This window comes from Alteromonas australica (assembly GCF_000730385.1).
Classification (GTDB): Bacteria; Pseudomonadota; Gammaproteobacteria; order Enterobacterales; family Alteromonadaceae; genus Alteromonas; species Alteromonas australica.
The window spans coordinates 2606325-2624076 of record NZ_CP008849.1 but is presented as its reverse complement, the minus strand read 5'-3'; the positions used below and the strand labels follow the sequence as shown (position 1 = coordinate 2624076).

At 45.1% G+C, this 17752-nt stretch carries 17 protein-coding genes and 1 tRNA gene; 13 read left to right on the top strand and 5 right to left on the bottom strand.

Features of this window, described 5'->3' with window-relative positions:
- Nucleotides 1-32: 32 nt before the first annotated feature.
- From EP13_RS11590 to gloB, 3 genes are all read right to left on the bottom strand, one after another.
- Entirely contained in the window at nucleotides 33-1091 is a 1059-nt protein-coding gene (locus EP13_RS11590) for an ion transporter (RefSeq protein ID WP_052364376.1), read from the bottom strand.
- 5 nt (nucleotides 1092-1096) lie between these two features.
- Complete coding sequence (locus EP13_RS11585) at nucleotides 1097-2758, bottom strand: lytic transglycosylase (RefSeq protein WP_044057425.1); 1662 nt, start codon at nucleotides 2756-2758, stop codon at nucleotides 1097-1099.
- A gap of 64 nt (nucleotides 2759-2822) precedes the next feature.
- Complete coding sequence (gene gloB, locus EP13_RS11580) at nucleotides 2823-3614, bottom strand: hydroxyacylglutathione hydrolase (RefSeq protein WP_044057424.1); 792 nt, start codon at nucleotides 3612-3614, stop codon at nucleotides 2823-2825.
- 86 nt (nucleotides 3615-3700) lie between these two features.
- Between gloB and EP13_RS11575 the strand changes: the two genes are divergently transcribed.
- A complete protein-coding gene (locus EP13_RS11575) occupies nucleotides 3701-4555 on the top strand; it encodes a methyltransferase domain-containing protein (protein ID WP_044057423.1) in 855 nt (284 codons plus the stop codon).
- A 69-nt stretch (nucleotides 4556-4624) separates the two neighbouring features.
- Here EP13_RS11575 and metG read toward each other — a convergent pair whose 3' ends face one another.
- Nucleotides 4625-6652 (bottom strand): methionine--tRNA ligase, encoded by a 2028-nt coding sequence (metG, locus tag EP13_RS11570; protein ID WP_044057422.1) that lies wholly within the window; start codon nucleotides 6650-6652, stop codon nucleotides 4625-4627.
- A gap of 107 nt (nucleotides 6653-6759) precedes the next feature.
- On the opposite strand from metG, the gene apbC reads away from it, so the two are divergent.
- The 12 genes from apbC to EP13_RS11520 all read left to right on the top strand — a co-directional run bounded on the left by apbC (nucleotide 6760) and on the right by EP13_RS11520 (nucleotide 15948).
- Nucleotides 6760-7863, top strand: coding sequence for an iron-sulfur cluster carrier protein ApbC (gene apbC, locus EP13_RS11565; protein ID WP_044057421.1), 1104 nt, complete (start codon nucleotides 6760-6762; stop codon nucleotides 7861-7863).
- Nucleotides 7864-7956: 93 nt separating this feature from the next.
- Entirely contained in the window at nucleotides 7957-8550 is a 594-nt protein-coding gene (gene dcd, locus EP13_RS11560; RefSeq protein ID WP_044057420.1) for a dCTP deaminase, read from the top strand.
- Nucleotides 8551-8649: 99 nt separating this feature from the next.
- On the top strand, nucleotides 8650-10062 hold the full coding sequence (locus EP13_RS11555) for an SLC13 family permease (protein ID WP_044057419.1): 1413 nt from the start codon (nucleotides 8650-8652) through the stop codon (nucleotides 10060-10062).
- A gap of 98 nt (nucleotides 10063-10160) precedes the next feature.
- Nucleotides 10161-10237 (top strand) — tRNA-Pro (locus EP13_RS11550).
- A gap of 491 nt (nucleotides 10238-10728) precedes the next feature.
- Entirely contained in the window at nucleotides 10729-11073 is a 345-nt protein-coding gene (locus EP13_RS19430; protein ID WP_081869498.1) for a tyrosine-type recombinase/integrase, read from the top strand.
- Between the two features lie 130 nt (nucleotides 11074-11203).
- Nucleotides 11204-11608, top strand: coding sequence for a DUF6088 family protein (locus tag EP13_RS11545; protein WP_044057418.1), 405 nt, complete (start codon nucleotides 11204-11206; stop codon nucleotides 11606-11608).
- On the top strand, nucleotides 11589-12581 hold the full coding sequence (locus tag EP13_RS11540) for a nucleotidyl transferase AbiEii/AbiGii toxin family protein (RefSeq protein ID WP_044057417.1): 993 nt from the start codon (nucleotides 11589-11591) through the stop codon (nucleotides 12579-12581). Before EP13_RS11545 ends, EP13_RS11540 begins: the two co-directional genes overlap by 20 nt.
- Nucleotides 12582-12615: 34 nt before the next feature.
- On the top strand, nucleotides 12616-12837 hold the full coding sequence (locus EP13_RS19260) for a hypothetical protein (RefSeq protein WP_156026753.1): 222 nt from the start codon (nucleotides 12616-12618) through the stop codon (nucleotides 12835-12837).
- 18 nt (nucleotides 12838-12855) lie between these two features.
- The gene (locus tag EP13_RS11535; RefSeq protein WP_044057416.1) at nucleotides 12856-13800 is read left to right on the top strand and encodes a slipin family protein; all 945 of its coding nucleotides are present in this window, start codon (nucleotides 12856-12858) and stop codon (nucleotides 13798-13800) included.
- Nucleotides 13801-13802: 2 nt separating this feature from the next.
- Nucleotides 13803-14255, top strand: coding sequence for an NfeD family protein (locus EP13_RS11530; protein WP_044057415.1), 453 nt, complete (start codon nucleotides 13803-13805; stop codon nucleotides 14253-14255).
- 216 nt (nucleotides 14256-14471) lie between these two features.
- Nucleotides 14472-14762: a helix-turn-helix transcriptional regulator gene (locus EP13_RS11525; protein WP_044057414.1), complete on the top strand. Its 291-nt coding sequence runs from the start codon at nucleotides 14472-14474 to the stop codon at nucleotides 14760-14762.
- Nucleotides 14752-15948: a type II toxin-antitoxin system HipA family toxin gene (locus EP13_RS11520; RefSeq protein WP_044057413.1), complete on the top strand. Its 1197-nt coding sequence runs from the start codon at nucleotides 14752-14754 to the stop codon at nucleotides 15946-15948. The genes EP13_RS11525 and EP13_RS11520 overlap by 11 nt, the downstream gene beginning before the upstream one ends.
- Before the next feature lie 60 nt (nucleotides 15949-16008).
- On the opposite strand, the gene EP13_RS11515 is transcribed toward EP13_RS11520, so the two are convergent.
- Nucleotides 16009-17676 carry a hypothetical protein gene (locus EP13_RS11515; RefSeq protein ID WP_044057412.1) on the bottom strand — a complete coding sequence of 556 codons (1668 nt, stop codon included), beginning with the start codon at nucleotides 17674-17676 and terminating at the stop codon, nucleotides 16009-16011.
- Nucleotides 17677-17752 lie beyond the last annotated feature (76 nt).

Here is a 17752-nt window from a genome sequence, read left to right as displayed (position 1 = left end):
GCCTATTCCCCGCACAATCAACCAGCCGCCAGCTATTTAGCTGGCGGTGTTGGTTTTGGCGCTCGGGGTGGCGTAGACGAGGGGACTGCCGATTCTTTTTCCATGAGTTGCGACTTCCAACGCTGCTGTGCAACGTGAGATTTCACTAGCTCTAAACATTCATTAATAACATCCAGCACTTCTTTATCTAATGCGTCGGCGGTGGGGGTGTAATCGTGCATACCCACCGACATAAAGTGATCAATACGCTGAGCATCTAAATCGCTGAGTAAATTCACCAGCGACATCGTCACAATGTCTGTTACCGATTCTTCTAACGTGTTTTCTATGGTTTTACCTATCACCGGTAAATAGTTAAGTGTGGACACTTGCGCATTGCTACGCACAGCCTTACCCACGCTTTTTCGAACATGTTCTCGAATCACCTGCCCATGTTCCTGACTACTAATAGACTGTCCTAAGTGATTCACCACCCCCGCCAACCATTGCGTAATAACAGGGCGACGAGGCGCCAATACATTGTGGGTAATATCGTCAACTAAGGGTGAACCCGCTGCAATGTCTTTTTGGGCATCACTGAGTACCTTAACAACAATTCGATCGCTAAGCTCTTCTACGAAAACGTCGTAGTAAAACGCAAAAAACCGAAATATCGCCGTTTGGTTTAAGTCGATAATTTGGAATTTGTGCAACCGATGCAAAATTGAAAATATGCGTAAAAAACGAAATAGCCGCGTTGCGCCAAGGGGAATAAGGCCCACTAAGTCGTACCAATGTAAGAAAGGAAAAAAGTACCAGCGAAGGTGCTCTTTACGCGCAATAGCCACAGCCCATCGAAAGCAAAACTCGGTAAGAAAAATGCCTATAAAGACTAAATCTACCAGCAAAAAGTTATGGTGAATGGGATCGTATGCGTTAACCAGCGCAGGGAAGTAGGCATTAATTTGGGCGTAAATGAAGTCAGTAGCGTAAAGGGCATCGAAAATGAGCCATGCTAGGTTCACAAACAAAACCCCTAGCATGACTAAATCTAAAATTAACCAGGGAGTTTCATGGCTATTGCGTAAATTTTCCCGGTTAATTTTTAGCATACTTGTTACCCTGTACTGTCTAGCCTAGTGACGTCTACAAATAACTTGAGCTTTTGCCCCGGTTGTAAGTAGCGTTTGCTATTGATGTTATTCCATTTACTAATGTCATTTATACGAACATTGAACTTTGATGCAATGCGCGATAACGAATCACCGTTTCTTACGGTATAGGTTAGCTGCTTAATAATGGCATCACTGTTCTTATTTACTGGAGTGTCTTGCCAAACCACTAATTTTTTGCCCAGTTTAAGCATGTCGTTGGGCGCCATGCCATTCCAGCTAGCAAGCTTCTTTGTCGATACTTTATACTTACGCGCAATGTCCCACAAGGTATCACCCGATTTTACGGTATGGGTAATTTTATGTGCGCTGCGCTTCGTATTTTGGGTAGCTGCTAGCCGTTCACCTTGGCTTAGTGAATATGCATCAAGCGCTTTAAGCGCCACGGGCACCATAATAGCTTGCCCTACACGTATGGTATTAGATTTAAGCTCGTTTACCTGCTTAACCACGTTAACGGTAGTATGATACTTACTGGCAATTTCGCTTAAGCTGTCGCCCGATTTTACGGTATAGCGCACCCAGTTTAGGCGGTCGTTACGGTCAATCTTGGCCAATGCATCAGCAAAAGTACTGGCTTTATCTAATGGGAGTACAAGCCTGTGAGGCCCCTCAGGCGACGTTGCCCAGCGATTAAAACCTGGGTTCAAGGCGTGAAGCTCTTTAAGCGACATGCCTGCAAGGTCGGCTGCAAATGCCAAATCAACCTGGGAGCCTATGTCGACAATATCAATAACGGCCACATTTTCTACTTCTGGCCATGCATAAGCGTAGGTATCGCGATTTTTGAGAATATCGGCTAGCGCCAGTAATTTGGGTACATAGGCGCGGGTTTCTCGGGGTAAGCGCAGGTTCCAAAAGTCGGTAGGTTTACCCGCTTTTTTGTTTGCGCGAATGGCTTTAGAAACACGGCCTTCACCACTATTATATGCCGCTAGAGCATGTAACCAGTTACCATCAAACATGTTGGCAAGGTAGGTGAGGTAATCTAGCGCGCCTTGGGTTGAAGCAACCACATCTCGACGGCCGTCGTACCACCAGGTTTGCTCCATACCAAAACGTTTGCCTGTACCGGGGATAAATTGCCACATACCCGCCGCACGGCCATGTGAATAAGCAAAGGGGTCGAATGCGCTTTCTACTATGGGCAGAAGTACCAGCTCCATAGGCATATCCCGCTTTTCTATTTCATCTACAATGTAATAAAGAAACGGCTGCGCACGCGTGACGACCCGCTTCATGTACTCGGGGTGCTTTAGATACCATGCCTTTTGCGCTTCTACGCGCTTATCGTCAGGAATATGAAAACGTAAGCCATCACTTACCCGTTGCCAAACGTCGGTGATCACCGCTTGGGTTTCAATATTTTGTGTGTCCACGATTTCTTGGGCTTCATCGAGCAAGGCATCGTTTGGGTGCACAACTTCAATCACACCATCGCGGGCTATTTCACAATCGTTTATGGCTTCTTCTGTGGTATGTAATTCATTGCACGACGCCAAGGCCTGGTCGTTCGTGCTGGATTCTAGGGTTTGTTCATCCGTGATCTGACACCCGCTTAGCCCCACGGCTAAAACCAGGGGAGACAAAACAAACTTCAACTGCATTATGAAGAAACCTCTCAGCGTTTGAGCAAACCGCGTATTCTACTTATAAACGAAGCAATTTGCATTAAAACTCATCTTTCCAACGTCTTACCGCAGTAAACACGGCAACATCGTCCCGTAATGTTTTTTCGCAATAGGCTTCGGCAGCGGTTTTTACTGAAAGTTCATGTGCGCGTAAAAAAGGGTTAATATTTTTCTGTTCTTTTAATGTTGAGGGAAGAGTGGGTAAGTTAGCCTCTCTTTGTTGCTTTGCCCAATGTTGGTAATTGTTGAGTGCTTGATTCTCTTTTTCTACCGCTTGTGCAAAGCTAATGTTAGCTAACGTATATTCATGGGCGCAGCACACCAAGGTATCGTCGGGTAAGCGCTTTAGCTTATTTAGTGAATGGAGCATTTGTTCTGGAGAGCCCTCAAACAAACGCCCGCAACCTGCCGAAAATAAGGTGTCACCACAAAACACAATGCCATGGCCAAAAAAGGCGATGTGGTCTAATGTATGCCCCGGCACTTCCATTACTTGAAAGTTAAGCGAGAGTACAGGCAGTTGCACAGTATCGCCCTGAGATACCGATTTAGTGATGCCACGAATGTGGTTACCCCTTGGGCCTATCACGGGCATACCTGGGTTGGCTGATACAAGTTTAGCAATGCCGCCTGTGTGGTCGTGATGATGGTGGGTGATCAAAATCGCTTTTAACGCCAGTTGGTGCTTTTTCAAAAACGCCAAAACGGGCTCGGCATCGCCGGGGTCTACCACAATGGCATCGTGAGTATTGTGAAGACACCAAATGTAGTTATCGGTGAAGGCTTCAATAGGAACGAGTGAAATACCGCTGGGAAGAACGTCAGTTGTCATGGCGCACCTGCTTGTGTAGGTATAATTATGCGATACTATAAGAACTTGTAGTACGTAGAGCAACCTTAGGGCACGCTAAGTTTAATATGAAATCTGCATTTCGTCACGAGGCACCACGGTATCCAAGCAGTTGGACAGACTTTCCTGCTGGCCCGCAAATACAGCAAGCCGTCACCCAAGTGTGTGACGACTACACTCAGCGCATTTTTGGCTATCACTTCGTTAAGTTAGGCGCGCTGAGTGCGCAAATTCCTTTAAACCAAAGCCCTATTCGGCATGTGGTCAATCAAGTGCCCAGCGAAACCCATGTTACAAGCAGCCTCGCGTTTAACCAACGTGCCAGCGAACAAGATGAAGACACCACCAGCACCGCCTATGAAAATGGACAGTCACCTTTTTCTTCATCGTACGTGATTGGACAGTCACACATATTACCGTTCGCCGAAAACAGCATAGACGGGTTTCTTCTGGCCAATGAATTAGACTTCGCACAAGACCCCCATGAAATTTTACGTGAAGTGGATAGAACCATTACCCAAAGTGGCTATGTGATTATTAGTGGCTTTAACCCGTTAAGCTTGGCCGGTATGGCGAAAATATTGCCAGTGAAACGTGATAATTTGCTGCACGATGCACGTTTTTTTACCTCGTTTAGAATTCGAGATTGGTTACAATTGCTGGGGTTTGAAATTGTAGAGCAACGGCAAATCATGTTTTCAACGCTATTCTTTCAGCCTCGTTGGCAGTATTCTGAACGCATTCAGCAGTATTTGTCTCGCTATCTGCCTTGGTGCAGTGCCGCTTACGTTATTTTGGCACGCAAACGGGTATTTCCTATGACGGCTATTCGCCCTAAATTAAAATTAAAGCCCCGCTTCTCTGCGGTAGGTGCTGCAAGCGCCAGAACACCGTCTTACCGCTCAGCCAAATTGAGCAAATAACACATTAGGAAATAAAAAAGCCACTAACAGGTAGCTGTCAGTGGCTTTGTGTAGAACAAACGGGGTGGGCTACTTAACGCGCATCCCCGGTTTTGCACCTTCGTGTGGCTCTAGAATGTAGAGTTCGTCACCACCAGGGCCTGCGGCTAGCACCATGCCCTCGGATAACCCGAAACGCATTTTACGAGGCGCAAGGTTTGCTACCATCACAGTATGCTTACCAATCAGTGCTTCTGGTGAATACGCCGATTTAATTCCCGCGAAAACCTGTTTAGTCTCACCGCCTAAATCAAGTTCTAAGCGCAGCAACTTATCTGCTTTCTCTACATGTTCTGCCTTGGCAATCCGCGCAATACGTAAATCAACTTTGGCAAATTCATCAAAGCTAATAGTATCGCTAATAGGGTCTTTGCCTAGTGGGCTATTAGGGTCGATTGCTGGTGCTTGGGGTTCAAGGCTTTCTTTAGAATCTTCAACCATGGTGTCTATTTTCTCCATTTCCACCCGTTGCATCATTGGCTTGAATTTATTGATGCTGTGGCCGGTAAGAACGGTTTGTAGCGATGCCCAGTTAAACTCGTCGTTTAAGAAGGCTTCTGCTTTTTCAGCAAGTATCGGTAATACTGGCTTCAAGTAAATAACCAACATGCGGAACATGTTAATACCCAATGAACATACATCGTGGGTGAACTGCTGTTTGGATTCATCTTTAATAGTAACCCAAGGCGCATTGTTGTCGATAAATTGGTTGGCTTTATCAGCTAGCGCCATAATTTCACGAACCGCTTGGTGATACTTGCGCTTTTCATATAAGGCGGCAATGCTGTCTGCCGCCGTTTGAAATTCAGCCATTAACTCAGGTTCAACAATGTTGTCTGAAAGTTTGCCGTCAAAACGCTTTGTAATAAAGCTGGCACAACGGCTAGCAATATTAACGACCTTACCCACAAGGTCTGAATTTACCTTTTGTGCAAAATCGGTAAAGTTTAAATCGATGTCAGTAACACTGTCACTTAGCTTAGAGGCAAAGTAATAGCGTAGGTATTCCGGGTTCAGGTGATCTAAGTAAGTGCGGCCTTTAATGAAGGTGCCGCGGGACTTAGACATTTTCTTACCATTAACGGTAACGAAACCGTGTATATTCACGCCAGTAGGCTTGCGGTATCCCGCGCCTTCTAGCATGGCAGGCCAAAATAGGCAGTGAAAATAGGTGATGTCTTTACCAATAAAGTGGTAAAGCTCGGTATCGGCACCTGCTTTCCAGAAATCATCAAATTCTAAGTTGTTTTGGTCACAGAAATGCTTAAAGCTGGCCATGTAACCTACAGGTGCATCTACCCAAACGTAGAAGAACTTGTTGGGTGCGCCAGGAATTTCAAAGCCAAAATAAGGTGCGTCTCGGCTAATGTCCCATTGCTGAAGACCTTCTTCAAACCATTCCTGCAACTTATTGGCCATTTCTTCTTGTAACGCACCAGAACGGATCCAGCCTTTTAGCATGTCTTCAAACTTCGGTAAGTCGAAGAAGAAGTGTTCCGATTCTTTAAGTACTGGCGTGGCGCCTGATACCACACTGCGAGGATCTTTCACTTCGGTGGGGCTGTAGGTAGCGCCACACACATCGCAGCTGTCGCCGTTTTGATCTTCCGCACCGCAGCTAGGGCAGGTACCCTTTACAAAACGGTCGGGTAAGAACATTTCTTTTTCGGGATCGAACAGTTGGTTGATGGTGCGCTTGCTAATATAACCAGCATTATCTAAACGTGTGTAAATATCTTCACACAACGCTTTGTTTTCTGGCGAATGCGTCACATAGTAGTTGTCGTACTCAACATGGAAGTCGAGTAAGTCTTGGTGATGCTCGGCGCGGGTTCTTGCCACCATTTCTTCTGGTGTAATGCCCAGCTCCTGCGCTTTAAGCATAACAGGAGTACCGTGTGCATCGTCGGCACAAACACTGTAACATTCGTTTCCACGAAGACGCTGAAAACGTGTCCAGATGTCGGTTTGAATATGTTCAAGCAAATGACCTAAATGAATAGAGCCATTGGCATATGGCAACGCACTGGTCACCAGAATGCGGCGTTTTTCTGACATAATGACGTATTGATTCTTTGCGTTTCAAAATGGCTGCAAATACTAGCGGAAATCCGCATTTTTTGCATTACGTAATTCACTTTAATACACACAAGATAGGAAGTTGTATGTTCTTTTCGAAAAAAGGGGCAGGATTAGCGGGTAAAGTTGCTGAAGTTTTAGCCGCCTATTTCAGTTTAACCGCTAAAGATACCCAACCTTGGTGTAGCGAAGAAAAAAACGATAAGGGTGTACAAATAACCATTACGTTGCCGTTTTGTGCAAAAAGCCAGTTTTCGAATATTGAACAACACCTCATTGCCGCCCTAAAGGGTAAGCTTAAGCAAGGGCAATTACATATTCGCCAATATATAGACAGCCATGTTACCCACGTAGAGCCCGTGACCAATATTAAGAATGTGATTGCCGTGGCGAGTGGGAAAGGAGGAGTAGGGAAGTCGACCACCAGTGTTAACCTAGCCTTTGCCCTTATGCAAGAAGGCGCAAGAGTGGGCATTCTAGATGCTGACATTTATGGCCCTTCTATTCCTATTATGTTGGGTAACGACGGTGAGCACCCAGAAAGTAGCGACAACAAACACATGCAGCCTTTGCGCGCTCATGGCATGGTGGCTAATTCCATTGGCTATTTAGTGCCGCAAGAAGATGCAGCTGTATGGCGTGGGCCTATGGCAAGCCGCGCTTTAAAGCAGCTGCTTGATGAAACCCTGTGGCCCGTTTTGGATTATCTTATTGTGGATATGCCGCCGGGCACCGGCGATATTCAGTTAACCATGGCGCAGCAAGTGCCCTTAAGCGCCGCGGTTGTGGTAACCACGCCGCAAGACTTAGCGCTCGCTGACGCGCAAAAAGGCATTAGTATGTTCGAAAAGGTGAACGTGCCTGTGCTGGGGCTTATCGAAAATATGAGTTATTACCAGTGCCGAGCTTGTGGCACCAAAGATTATATTTTTGCCAAAGATGGCGGCGAAGCATTGGCACAGCGTCATGGATTGCCACTGTTAGGGCAACTGCCCCTCGATGTAGGCATTCGCGAACATGCAGATGCAGGCACGCCGCTATTACTTAGCGAACCTGAAAGCCCGCTTTCGGTTAGCTATAGAGAGGCGGCTCGGGCAATGTCGATGCAACTGGCGCTTAGCGTTGAAGTACGTTCCGACGGTAAAAAGCACTTGCGTGGTGACCCTATCGGCATAGTGGGAAAACCCTAAAATTATCAAAATACTCAAAAGCCTAAGACAATCGGTTGATTGGCTAGCGCTACATCCGCATAATAGCGGCCTATTGACATAAGGAACACCACCATGCGTTTGTGCGATCGCGACATTTACCAACATCTTCAAGAGGGGAAAATTACCATTGACCCCATGCCAGATTACGACCAAATCAGTGGCGTAACTGTAGATATTCGTCTTGGTAACAAGTTTCGCGTATTTGAAGATCACCAAGCGCCCTATATCGATTTAAGTGGCCCTAAAGCGCAAGTACAAGAAGCGCTTGATCATGTAATGAGCGATGAAATAGCGCTGCCTGAAGGCAAAGCATTCTTCTTACACCCTGGAGAGCTTGCCCTAGCGATAACCCATGAGTCGGTGACCTTGCCAGACAATATAGTTGGCTGGTTAGATGGGCGCTCTTCATTGGCAAGGCTAGGGCTAATGGTGCACGTAACTGCACATAGAATTGACCCCGGTTGGGCGGGGAATATTGTTTTAGAGTTTTATAACAGCGGTAAATTACCCTTGGCGCTAAAACCTAAAATGAAAATAGGGGCGTTGAGTTTTGAGGTGTTGTCGAACCCGGCTGAAAAGCCCTATAACGCACGTGTAGATGCCAAATACAAAGGGCAAGACGGCGCAGTGGCTAGCCGCATTTCTTCCGACGACCAAGAAAAATAAAATGTAAATTCAATATCATGGCGTGCGTTTCTCGCTATTTGCTGGTAGAAAATATAAAACAATAACAATTATATTTTCGTTCAGCATAAGGGAAGCGCAATGCAAAAGCCCGCGACCAAGAAAAATACTATAATATTCTTCGCGTTTTTGTCATCGTTGGTACTCGGTGGCGTGCTTTACGTGATGAATCAACCCAAAGATATTATCTTTACCGCAGCAATTACCTTGTTCGTTGCGGTGCTTTGGGTTACCGAAGCGTTACCCATCCCCGCCACCTCGGTTATTCCGTTCGCCGCTTTTCCGTTGTTTGGTGTAATTAGCCACACTGAAGCGGCCTCGTCGCTTGGCAGCCACGTTATCATGTTGCTAATGGCAGCGTTCATGTTGTCGAAAGCACTAGAAAAAGCTAATTTACACAAACGCTTTGCCATCTACATGTTACGGGTAACAGGGTCGGGAAGCCCCCTTAAAGTGATTTTAGGCTTCATGATGACCACCGCCGTGCTGAGTATGTGGATCAGCAACACCGCCACAATTCTCATGATGTTACCTATGGCTATCGCCATTATTAATGCCTTGGATAACCCCAGGTTTGGTGTAGCACTTATATTAGGCATAGCCTACGCTGCCAGTTTGGGCGGCGTAGGTACGCCCATTGGCACGCCGCCCAATATCATCTTTATGAGCGTTTACGAGGAAACCCAAGGGGTGGAATACAGTTTCATTGAGTGGATGAAAACCGGCATTCCTATTGTGATTGTGGCTATTCCTGTTATGGCACTGTGGTTGGCTCGCGGCATTAAAACCGTTGGCAATATAGATTTGCCCGAGCCAGGGCACTGGACAAAAGCCGAAAAGCGGGTACTCGCCATATTCGGCACGGTGGCCCTGGCGTGGATTTTTCGACCCTTTTGGACGGCATGGCTAGGTATTACCACCATTAGCGACAGCACTATTGCTGTAGCAGGTGTTGTTGCCATGTTTTTGGTAAACAGTGGCAACGATAATGGAGAAGTAGACGCCAAAGGCAACAATGAAAAACTACTCGATTGGAAAACCGCCAACGACATACCTTGGGGAATGCTACTGTTGTTTGCGGGCGGCATTTGTATTGCGAAAGCGTTCATGGCATCGGGTTTAAGTGTAGTCATGGGTACCTGGCTTACTGGCCTTTCCACATTACCGGTACTGCTATTAATGTTGTGTATTTGCTTGTTCGTTACCTTTTTAACGGAGATAACGTCGAACACGGCCACATCAACCTTACTTATGCCTATTTTGGCCGCTGCCGGCCTTGCCGTAGGCGTAGACCCTAAATTGCTGATGATTCCTGCCGCTATTAGCGCCAGTTGTGCATTTATGCTACCCGTGGCCACTGCGCCCAATGCCATTGCCTATTCCACCGAAAAGTTTGATATAAAAACCATGGCCAGAGAAGGGATTGTGCTTAATGTGTTAGTGGCAGTGGTGGTAACGATTGTGTGCTACGTAACGTTAGGTTTATCTGCTTAAAACAAAGAGTTGGTTAGCAATTGAGCGCTTAGCCGTGCTTTTTAGCAAATATCGTTGCAATGTGGAAAAAATTGAGTAGACTTGTCGGCTCTTTCGGTCGGTGTGTAGCGCAGCCTGGTAGCGCACTGTCATGGGGTGTCAGGGGTCGGAGGTTCAAATCCTCTCACACCGACCAATTTCTCCTATTTTTCAATGACTTACCTCGCTCATTGATTGCTCGTAAAAAGAGCGGCTCTACCCCATAAACGGGGGATAAGCATTCACCTTACACGATTGATAACACCATCCCATCCACAATGGGTCATCACTCTTATTTCACGAATTAACGAACTAAATAACCAACAGGGTCACCGTTCGGGTCACTTTTAGTTTCTATTGTTGTTTATTTGAGCAATGGATAAAAAGACATCGCTACGAAACTAGCAGGGCACAAGCAGTTATCCTTGGCGTATAACTTGTATAGTAAGTATAAGAACAAGGACGAATTGTGGCAGTATGTCGAGAGGATTCACGAGGCTGACTGCTTGAAGGTTTTAGTAAATTTAATAGGTGAGAGGTACATCACTAGTATCTTGATAAAGTTCATATACTGTACTCTTTGAGCCTTGTACAAACGAAGAATGGAAAGCCTAGAATGTTCTCCCAATAGAGCATTGGCTTGCATTGATGAATGTATATCCCAGTGTCGTCCGAAACTGGAAACCTTTATTCGGTTACACATTGTTTCTAAGCAATAGCGGTAATCCATTCAGGCCCACGCAACTTTCGGAGCTTATTAAAAAGTATCTCAAATCCGCAGGCTTCGATGTCAACGCTGCTTGTAATATGTTTCGTCATTCAGCAGCAACACACATGCCTAGCAATGGTGCTAACCTTCGCCAGATTCAGGACCTGCAGACCTTTCTATTACGCACGTATACACGCATATTTTGCAGAGTGAGTCGAATGAGTCGTACATACGGTTTCATCCGTCCGCGCGGTGATATTTTTTCTATATTTAGAATTACATAACTATATATTTTAATTGCTAATTATTTTATTTTTGTGTCGTGTTTTTGCGTTATCTTGGTGTCGTATTTTTGCGGTTGAAAAATGTCGTATTTTTGCCTATTATATATTCAATGTGCATAGGGGGTGTCAGATGACGATACAAGACAGGATAAAAACAAGAGTCAAGCGCTCTAAGCGTTCTGTTTTTTTGCGCTCCGATTTTAAAGATATAGCTGACTACGACCAAGTAGGTCGAGGCCTTAGAAGTCTTGCTCGTGAAGGCGTGTTGATGAAGATAGGTTACGGGCTTTATGCACGTGCCAGAGTCAATCGCATTACAGGTAAATTGATGCCTGACAATGCTGCGGGTGCTGATGGTGTATTAATAGAAGCTATGGAAAGATTAGATGTAGGCTACAAGTTCGATGATTTGTCGAACATGAACTTTTTAGGCCAGAGTACGCAAATTCCAGCCAGTGTTAAAATTGTTCCAACCGATCCACGCTTTACCCGTAAAATTTCCGTAGGTAAACAGCGTGTCAACGAAGCTCGATAGCTCGCTATTTGTCGATGTTGCCGACGCCATAGGGCTAGGCAACCCGGCAATTGTCGAAAAGGACTACTATGTTGTCCAACTATTAAAGCACTTATCGATAATCGAATTCGAACACCACCAGTTGGTATTTACGGGCGGCACTGCACTTGCCAAGTCTGTTATAAAAACGTATCGCATGTCGGAAGATATCGATATTAAACTGGTTCCCAACAATGTATTTAATAATCTAACATCACGAAGCGCTAGGCGAAAGGCTCGTAAAGCGGTTAAGCAGCATATTGAGTTTTTGATATCAGAGGGCGGCACCTTTTCCATTGAAGAACAAGCTACTGTAAAGGATGAATATCGCTACTTCAGTTTTGATATCCGCTATCCTCAAGCATACCAGCAAGCACCTTGCCTGCGACCTTTTATTAAATTGGAATTCATCGAATCAGATCTCCTAGATGAAGCTGAATCTAAAAGCATTCAATCTATCTATGCCGAAGTCCTCAAATCTGATATTGAAGTAAAAAACATGGAATGCGCTGCAATCTTAGAGACTCAAGCTGAAAAACTGTTATCAATGATGCGCAGAACGGCAAGCGTCGCCAGAAATCATGAACGTGATGACGACGAAACACTTATCAGGCATATCTACGACACGTACCATATCCAAAAGGCTCAGCCAGCAAATATAGAAGCGCTCAGCAACGTAGTGACAATCGCCATTGAATTAGATGTTGAACGTTTCGGTAATCAGCATCCACAAATGGTTGAATCTCCCATCGACGAGTTGTGTTTCGGATTACAACTACTGACTGATGATCCCAAGTTTGAAGAAAGGTACAACAGCTATGTGAGCCCAATGGTTTATGCAGAAAGCCCCGTGAATTGGGATAATGCGTTAGCGGTATTCACCAAATTGGCCAATGAAGTATTTCAATGTATTAGGGAAGATAGCTTGAATCGACCAGACTTCTCTAGACACTAAATTGCTTTATAATTCTGTGTACTAGGGAGAAAAGATGTCTCAGCGATTTACAGAAGAACTAATGGACTGTCTCATTAATGGGGAAGTGGACAGGGTGTCAGGGGGCGGAGGTTCAAATCCTCTCACACCGACCAACTTCTCTCTCACCCCCAATCTTTCCCGCATTCTCTACACGCCCGTAACGTTTCCTGACAATTTAACAACCCTAGATGTTTTATTTTTGTGGTATAACCGTGAAAGAACGCCGTTGTATTAACTGTTTAGGAGTACATAAATGGAATTAGAAACTGTTTTAGATTACGTGTTTTCGTATCAAGTTATCTTACTTGTGTTAATTGTGATTGGCCTTAAATCGTCAATTAAATTCGTGCCTCAAAACCGCGCGTTTATTATTGAGCGGTTCGGCAAGTACAACACCACGTTGGAAGCCGGTTTAAACTTTATCGTGCCCTTTATTGATACGGTTGCGGCTAATCGCTCTTTGAAAGAGCAAGCGGGTGACGTGCCTGAGCAATCAGCTATTACTAAAGATAACATTACCTTAAGCGTAGATGGTGTGTTGTATTTTAAAGTGGTCGACCCTTACAAAGCCACCTATGGTGTAGAAGACTACGTGTTTGCGGTAACGCAATTAGCGCAAACCACTATGCGTTCCGAATTGGGTAAAATGGAGCTAGATAAAACCTTTGAGGAGCGAGATCTACTAAACACGAATATTGTGTCGGCATTGAACGAAGCCGCTGCGCCCTGGGGTGTTCAGGTATTACGTTACGAGCTAAAAGACATTAACCCGCCAAATTCAGTATTAGATGCAATGGAACAGCAAATGAAGGCCGAGCGCTTGAAGCGGGCGCAAATTTTAGAGTCGGAAGGGGATAGGCAAGCCGCCATTAACCGTGCTGAAGGTGATAAACAAGCCATAGTACTTGCCGCAGAAGCCGATAGAGAAGAGCAAATATTAAAAGCAGACGGTGAAGCACAAGCTATTATTCGCGTGGCACAAGCAGATGCTGAAGCGATTGAAACTGTAGGTAAAGCGGCCGCCACTGAAGAAGGGCAAAAAGCGGTGCAGCTTGACCTAGCAAAAGGCGCTATTCAGGCAAAAGAGAAAATTGCGAAAGAGTCTTCTATCGTGTTACTGCCTGACAGCGGCACTGAAATAGGCAATGTAGTTGCACAAGCCATGACAATTGCAAACGCAATAGGCAAGAAGGGGTAACTATGGATAATATGTTTACCAATTTACCTCACTTTCTACTTGGTTTTGGGCTACTGCTGCTGATTATTGAGGTGGTGATGGGCTTCACCACCATATTGTTACTCACGCTAGGTATTTCACTGCTATTAACATCTGGCCTTATGTACGTGGGTGTAATCGACGAGGCCATGTTAGATGCGCTTATTGCTATAGCTGTTCTTGATGCGGTACTTACCTTTGCGCTTTGGCGGCCGTTGAAATTGCTTCAACGAGACCGTGCGCCCAAAGAGGTTAAATCTGATTGGATTGGTACTCAGTTCGACTTAGACAGCGATGTCGCGCCTGGTCAACCCGGCACCGCGCGCTTTTCAGGCGTTGCCTGGACCATCAAATCTTCATCATCACTGCCAAAAGGCGCCACAGTGGAAGTGGTGAAAGTGGAAGTGGGCATATTGCACGTTCAGCCAAGTCACTAACTGCCTACTAAAACTCACAATAATGGGGTCAGAGTACATATTGACGTAATATGCTCTCCCCCTGCTTATCATTCTTTCTCAATCAAATTCTACTCTACGCACATTGCCTGCCTTTTATTTTGTGCATAAACCTATTTATGCACAAATTAATAAACATTGATTTCTCGTTTGATTGCGCTATATTTTATGCATTAATAGCCTTATGTTTAATATATCATGCAAAAAACCGACATCCTTCTTAGTGCCATTGGTAAGCTGGTTGTTTCTCTACGCTCTGTTACCATGGACCAAACTGAACTGGGTCAACGGGTGGGGGTTGGGCGTAACACCATCTCATCTATAGAAAATGGCAAAGCGGTTAATGCAGAAACACTGTTTAATGTGCTTGAGCATTTAGGGGTAATAGAAGACTTTCAAGAGATAATAGAGCAACGGTTAACACAGCAAACTACTGCGCTTTCCCGAAAGTCGAGGAAAGACGTTCAGGAATTAGACAATGACTTCTAAAGCTTATGTATTCATTGATGGCTTAGAGGACAAACCAATTCCTTGTGGGGTCACACTTGTAGACGAAGACACTAAAATAGGGCGCTTTCGGTACGGAAAGCGCTATTTAAATAGGCTCGACGCGTTTCCTTTAGATCCTATTCACTTACCGCTTAGCGATAGAGAATACAGCACGCCATTCAACAAGGGGGTGTTTGGTACGCTATCTGATGCGGGGGCTGACTCTTGGGGAGAAAAGGTAATTTTGTCTCTTCACAGCACTACGCCTAAAAACCGATTGGAGTTTTTACTGGCAGGCTCAGGTATGGGGGTGGGGGCATTAGTATTTAGTTTGTCTAGCGCATCGTCAAAGCCTAAATACAGTAAAAATACATTAGGTGATATTCCCATGCTATTAAGGGCGAAAGACGCAATTTTAGCAGACAAAGAAGTGCCAGACGAAGCCAAAAAAGCGTTTGAATTTGGTGCGTCTATGGGGGGGGCTAGGCCAAAGACGATTATTCAAGAGGGCGACGTCTCTTATCTTGCTAAGTTCAACCGTCCAGACGATTTGTATAACGTTGTTAATGTAGAGAATGCCACTATGCGTATGCTGGGTGAGTTACCTTGCAATGTGGCAAACACCAAGGTTATTCATACACCTTCTGGTGATGTTTTGTTAGTAGAGCGCTTCGACATTTACAAAGGGAAACCGCATAGCCACTTTTTAAGTGCTAATTCAATTTTTAGTATGAACAAAGTTAGCAATGCAAGTATGTGTACCGAATATACCTATGGCTACTTAGCCGAATTTATTATGAAATATGTGTCTGAGCCTGCTGACGCTTACGACTTGTATTATCGAATGGTATTTAATGTTTTGATGGGCAATACGGATGATCACTCTCGCAATCATGCCATGCTCTACAACTTTACCCATGGTCATTGGCGACTAAGCCCAGCCTATGACGTTCTGCCCATTAATCATTCAAGGCAGCATGGTATCGGCATTGGTGATGATGGCAGGGTGGGCTCTTTAGAGAACCTGATTAGCCAATCAAAAAGGTTTGGTCTAAAACCGTTTAAAGCGAGAAGAATGGTAGATGAAGTCAAGGAATTAGTCTCAGAGTGGGCAATTTACTTTCGCAATCATAAGGTAGGAGAGGGGGATATCACGAGGCTGAAACACGTCATTCCGCTGTTTTAGTGTGCATGTGCCGCTTCATGAAATAGGGAAAAAGGGCGGTGAGCACCGCCCTCAATAAGCTTAAGATATACGTTTTATTTTTTCTTGCAGTTGCGGTAACTCGATTTCAAACTGCTTTAAGGTATCACTTAAGCGTGACAAGATAGATTCTCTCGCTTTTCTGTTTTGCGCGCTAACCGCCAGCGTTCGAACAAACCAGTAAACGTTGAGTAGCGCAAACACAATCAGTGGTATGTTTTCCACTATCGGCATGTAATAGCTCAGTTCTTCTGCAAAAGCGTACTCTTGAAATTGTATAAGAATATCTAATGCATTGGCCGACCATAGCCAGTTGCCGCCTAGAAATAGCACCAATAATATTACCCACTTGGCTATGGCGCTTGGCCCACTGTAGCTTTTAAAGGTGCTGGTGGTGAAGTGGTGGTTTTGCGACAAATTATACGCATATTCACGGTTGTGCGATGACACGGGAAATTGTGCATCGGCTCTGGCATAGATAAACCAGTCACCTTCATCTAAGCCGCCAATAATGTCTTCAGCAAAGCCTTGCTCACGTATTTCATCGTTTGCTAATTTAATAACGAGCTTCCCTGTCATTTTCGACTGTCGAAGACGGTTACTGCTTACACTCGTTTCGGTTTCTGTACGTTGATACCGGTTGCCGTGATAAACATCGTAACTGCGGGTGGTGGTTTTGGTGGTAGTGACATCACTGACATTCGAGCTAGTATCCCTAGACACCACCTTTGCAAGCATACAAGATACGTTTACCTCACAGTCCTGATCCTTTCCCAACACCCGTTTATGGGTGTAGGCTTCACTATAATCTACATGAAACTGGCCTAGTAAGTCGCTCTCAATAGCGGCAACATTGGTTGTTTGAACGCGGCTTGAATCGGTATTTTGCTGTGAACCGCAAGAGGCGCAGAACACGCTATCACTTGCTATGCGCTCTTCACACCGGTGGCAAAATATATCACTTGGCATGTGCTCGCGCGCCGCTAAATGAAACCCAAGTTGTTTTTTAGTTACGTTTAAGAACGCGTCCATGGCACCGGTCAAGGTGGCGTGTTTTTCCAGCTGTTTTTCATGTTTATTTCCATTAGCTACGTACTCTAGCAAAAACGTAACGAATGCAACGAGAAGAGCGCCCCCCAACATCTCTGGGCCAGCGCCAAGCACCGAACCAAAACCAAACATCGCCAAAACAAAGGTTAATACAAACCAGTACGACTTAGGGCGGTCTGAGGGGGTAAACCAGCTATCAATGTTATATTGCTGATTCTCGTCTCTGTGCACTATCGCAGCTGGCACTTTGGTGTCGTCGGTAACGCGCGCTTTGGCTTCTCGACCCATGATTTGGTGTGTGAGCGTTAGGCTGGTAGGAAAGACAACAGAAAGCACATCCCCTTTCTTAATATTCTCAAAAACACGGCTCTCAGCATTCAAACTGAATTGGTGAAGTTGACCGTTTTTATCGCAAAGCGCTATCCACCAAAAACTGTGGGTAAGATTGGCGTTGCTAGAAGAGTAGTTTCGTTTATACAAATAGCTGGAGGTGACTCTACCTGTTACTGTCCATGCGTTTTCATAGGCGGTTTTTAGTGTTGCGAAGGCATCAGGTGCAATGTCATCTAGGTGTTTAAGCTGAGGGGCATCCTCTAGTGCATTGCCGCTATAGGAACAATATTTGTCCCCAACAAAAACGGCACGATCTCGCTGTTGCATATGTTCTCCTTGTGTTTTTCATTCTTCCTCGCCTTATTAACTTTAAATAGGGCAAGCGTAATGTAGCTTAAATTTA

Bases quoted from the DNA above. Each gene is read 5' to 3' on its own strand.
- EP13_RS11575 (WP_044057423.1), top strand. From the start codon at position 3,701: ATGAAATCTGCATTTCGTCACGAGGCACCACGGTATCCAAGCAGTTGG.
- EP13_RS11555 (WP_044057419.1), top strand. From the start codon at position 8,650: ATGCAAAAGCCCGCGACCAAGAAAAATACTATAATATTCTTCGCGTTT.
- metG (WP_044057422.1), bottom strand. From the start codon at position 6,652: ATGTCAGAAAAACGCCGCATTCTGGTGACCAGTGCGTTGCCATATGCC.
- EP13_RS11585 (WP_044057425.1), bottom strand. From the start codon at position 2,758: ATGCAGTTGAAGTTTGTTTTGTCTCCCCTGGTTTTAGCCGTGGGGCTA.
- EP13_RS11520 (WP_044057413.1), top strand. From the start codon at position 14,752: ATGACTTCTAAAGCTTATGTATTCATTGATGGCTTAGAGGACAAACCA.
- EP13_RS11515 (WP_044057412.1), bottom strand. From the start codon at position 17,676: ATGCAACAGCGAGATCGTGCCGTTTTTGTTGGGGACAAATATTGTTCC.
- gloB (WP_044057424.1), bottom strand. From the start codon at position 3,614: ATGACAACTGACGTTCTTCCCAGCGGTATTTCACTCGTTCCTATTGAA.
- EP13_RS19430 (WP_081869498.1), top strand. From the start codon at position 10,729: ATGAATGTATATCCCAGTGTCGTCCGAAACTGGAAACCTTTATTCGGT.
- dcd (WP_044057420.1), top strand. From the start codon at position 7,957: ATGCGTTTGTGCGATCGCGACATTTACCAACATCTTCAAGAGGGGAAA.
- apbC (WP_044057421.1), top strand. From the start codon at position 6,760: ATGTTCTTTTCGAAAAAAGGGGCAGGATTAGCGGGTAAAGTTGCTGAA.
- EP13_RS19260 (WP_156026753.1), top strand. From the start codon at position 12,616: ATGTCTCAGCGATTTACAGAAGAACTAATGGACTGTCTCATTAATGGG.
- EP13_RS11545 (WP_044057418.1), top strand. From the start codon at position 11,204: ATGACGATACAAGACAGGATAAAAACAAGAGTCAAGCGCTCTAAGCGT.
- EP13_RS11530 (WP_044057415.1), top strand. From the start codon at position 13,803: ATGGATAATATGTTTACCAATTTACCTCACTTTCTACTTGGTTTTGGG.
- EP13_RS11525 (WP_044057414.1), top strand. From the start codon at position 14,472: ATGCAAAAAACCGACATCCTTCTTAGTGCCATTGGTAAGCTGGTTGTT.
- EP13_RS11590 (WP_052364376.1), bottom strand. From the start codon at position 1,091: ATGCTAAAAATTAACCGGGAAAATTTACGCAATAGCCATGAAACTCCC.
- EP13_RS11535 (WP_044057416.1), top strand. From the start codon at position 12,856: ATGGAATTAGAAACTGTTTTAGATTACGTGTTTTCGTATCAAGTTATC.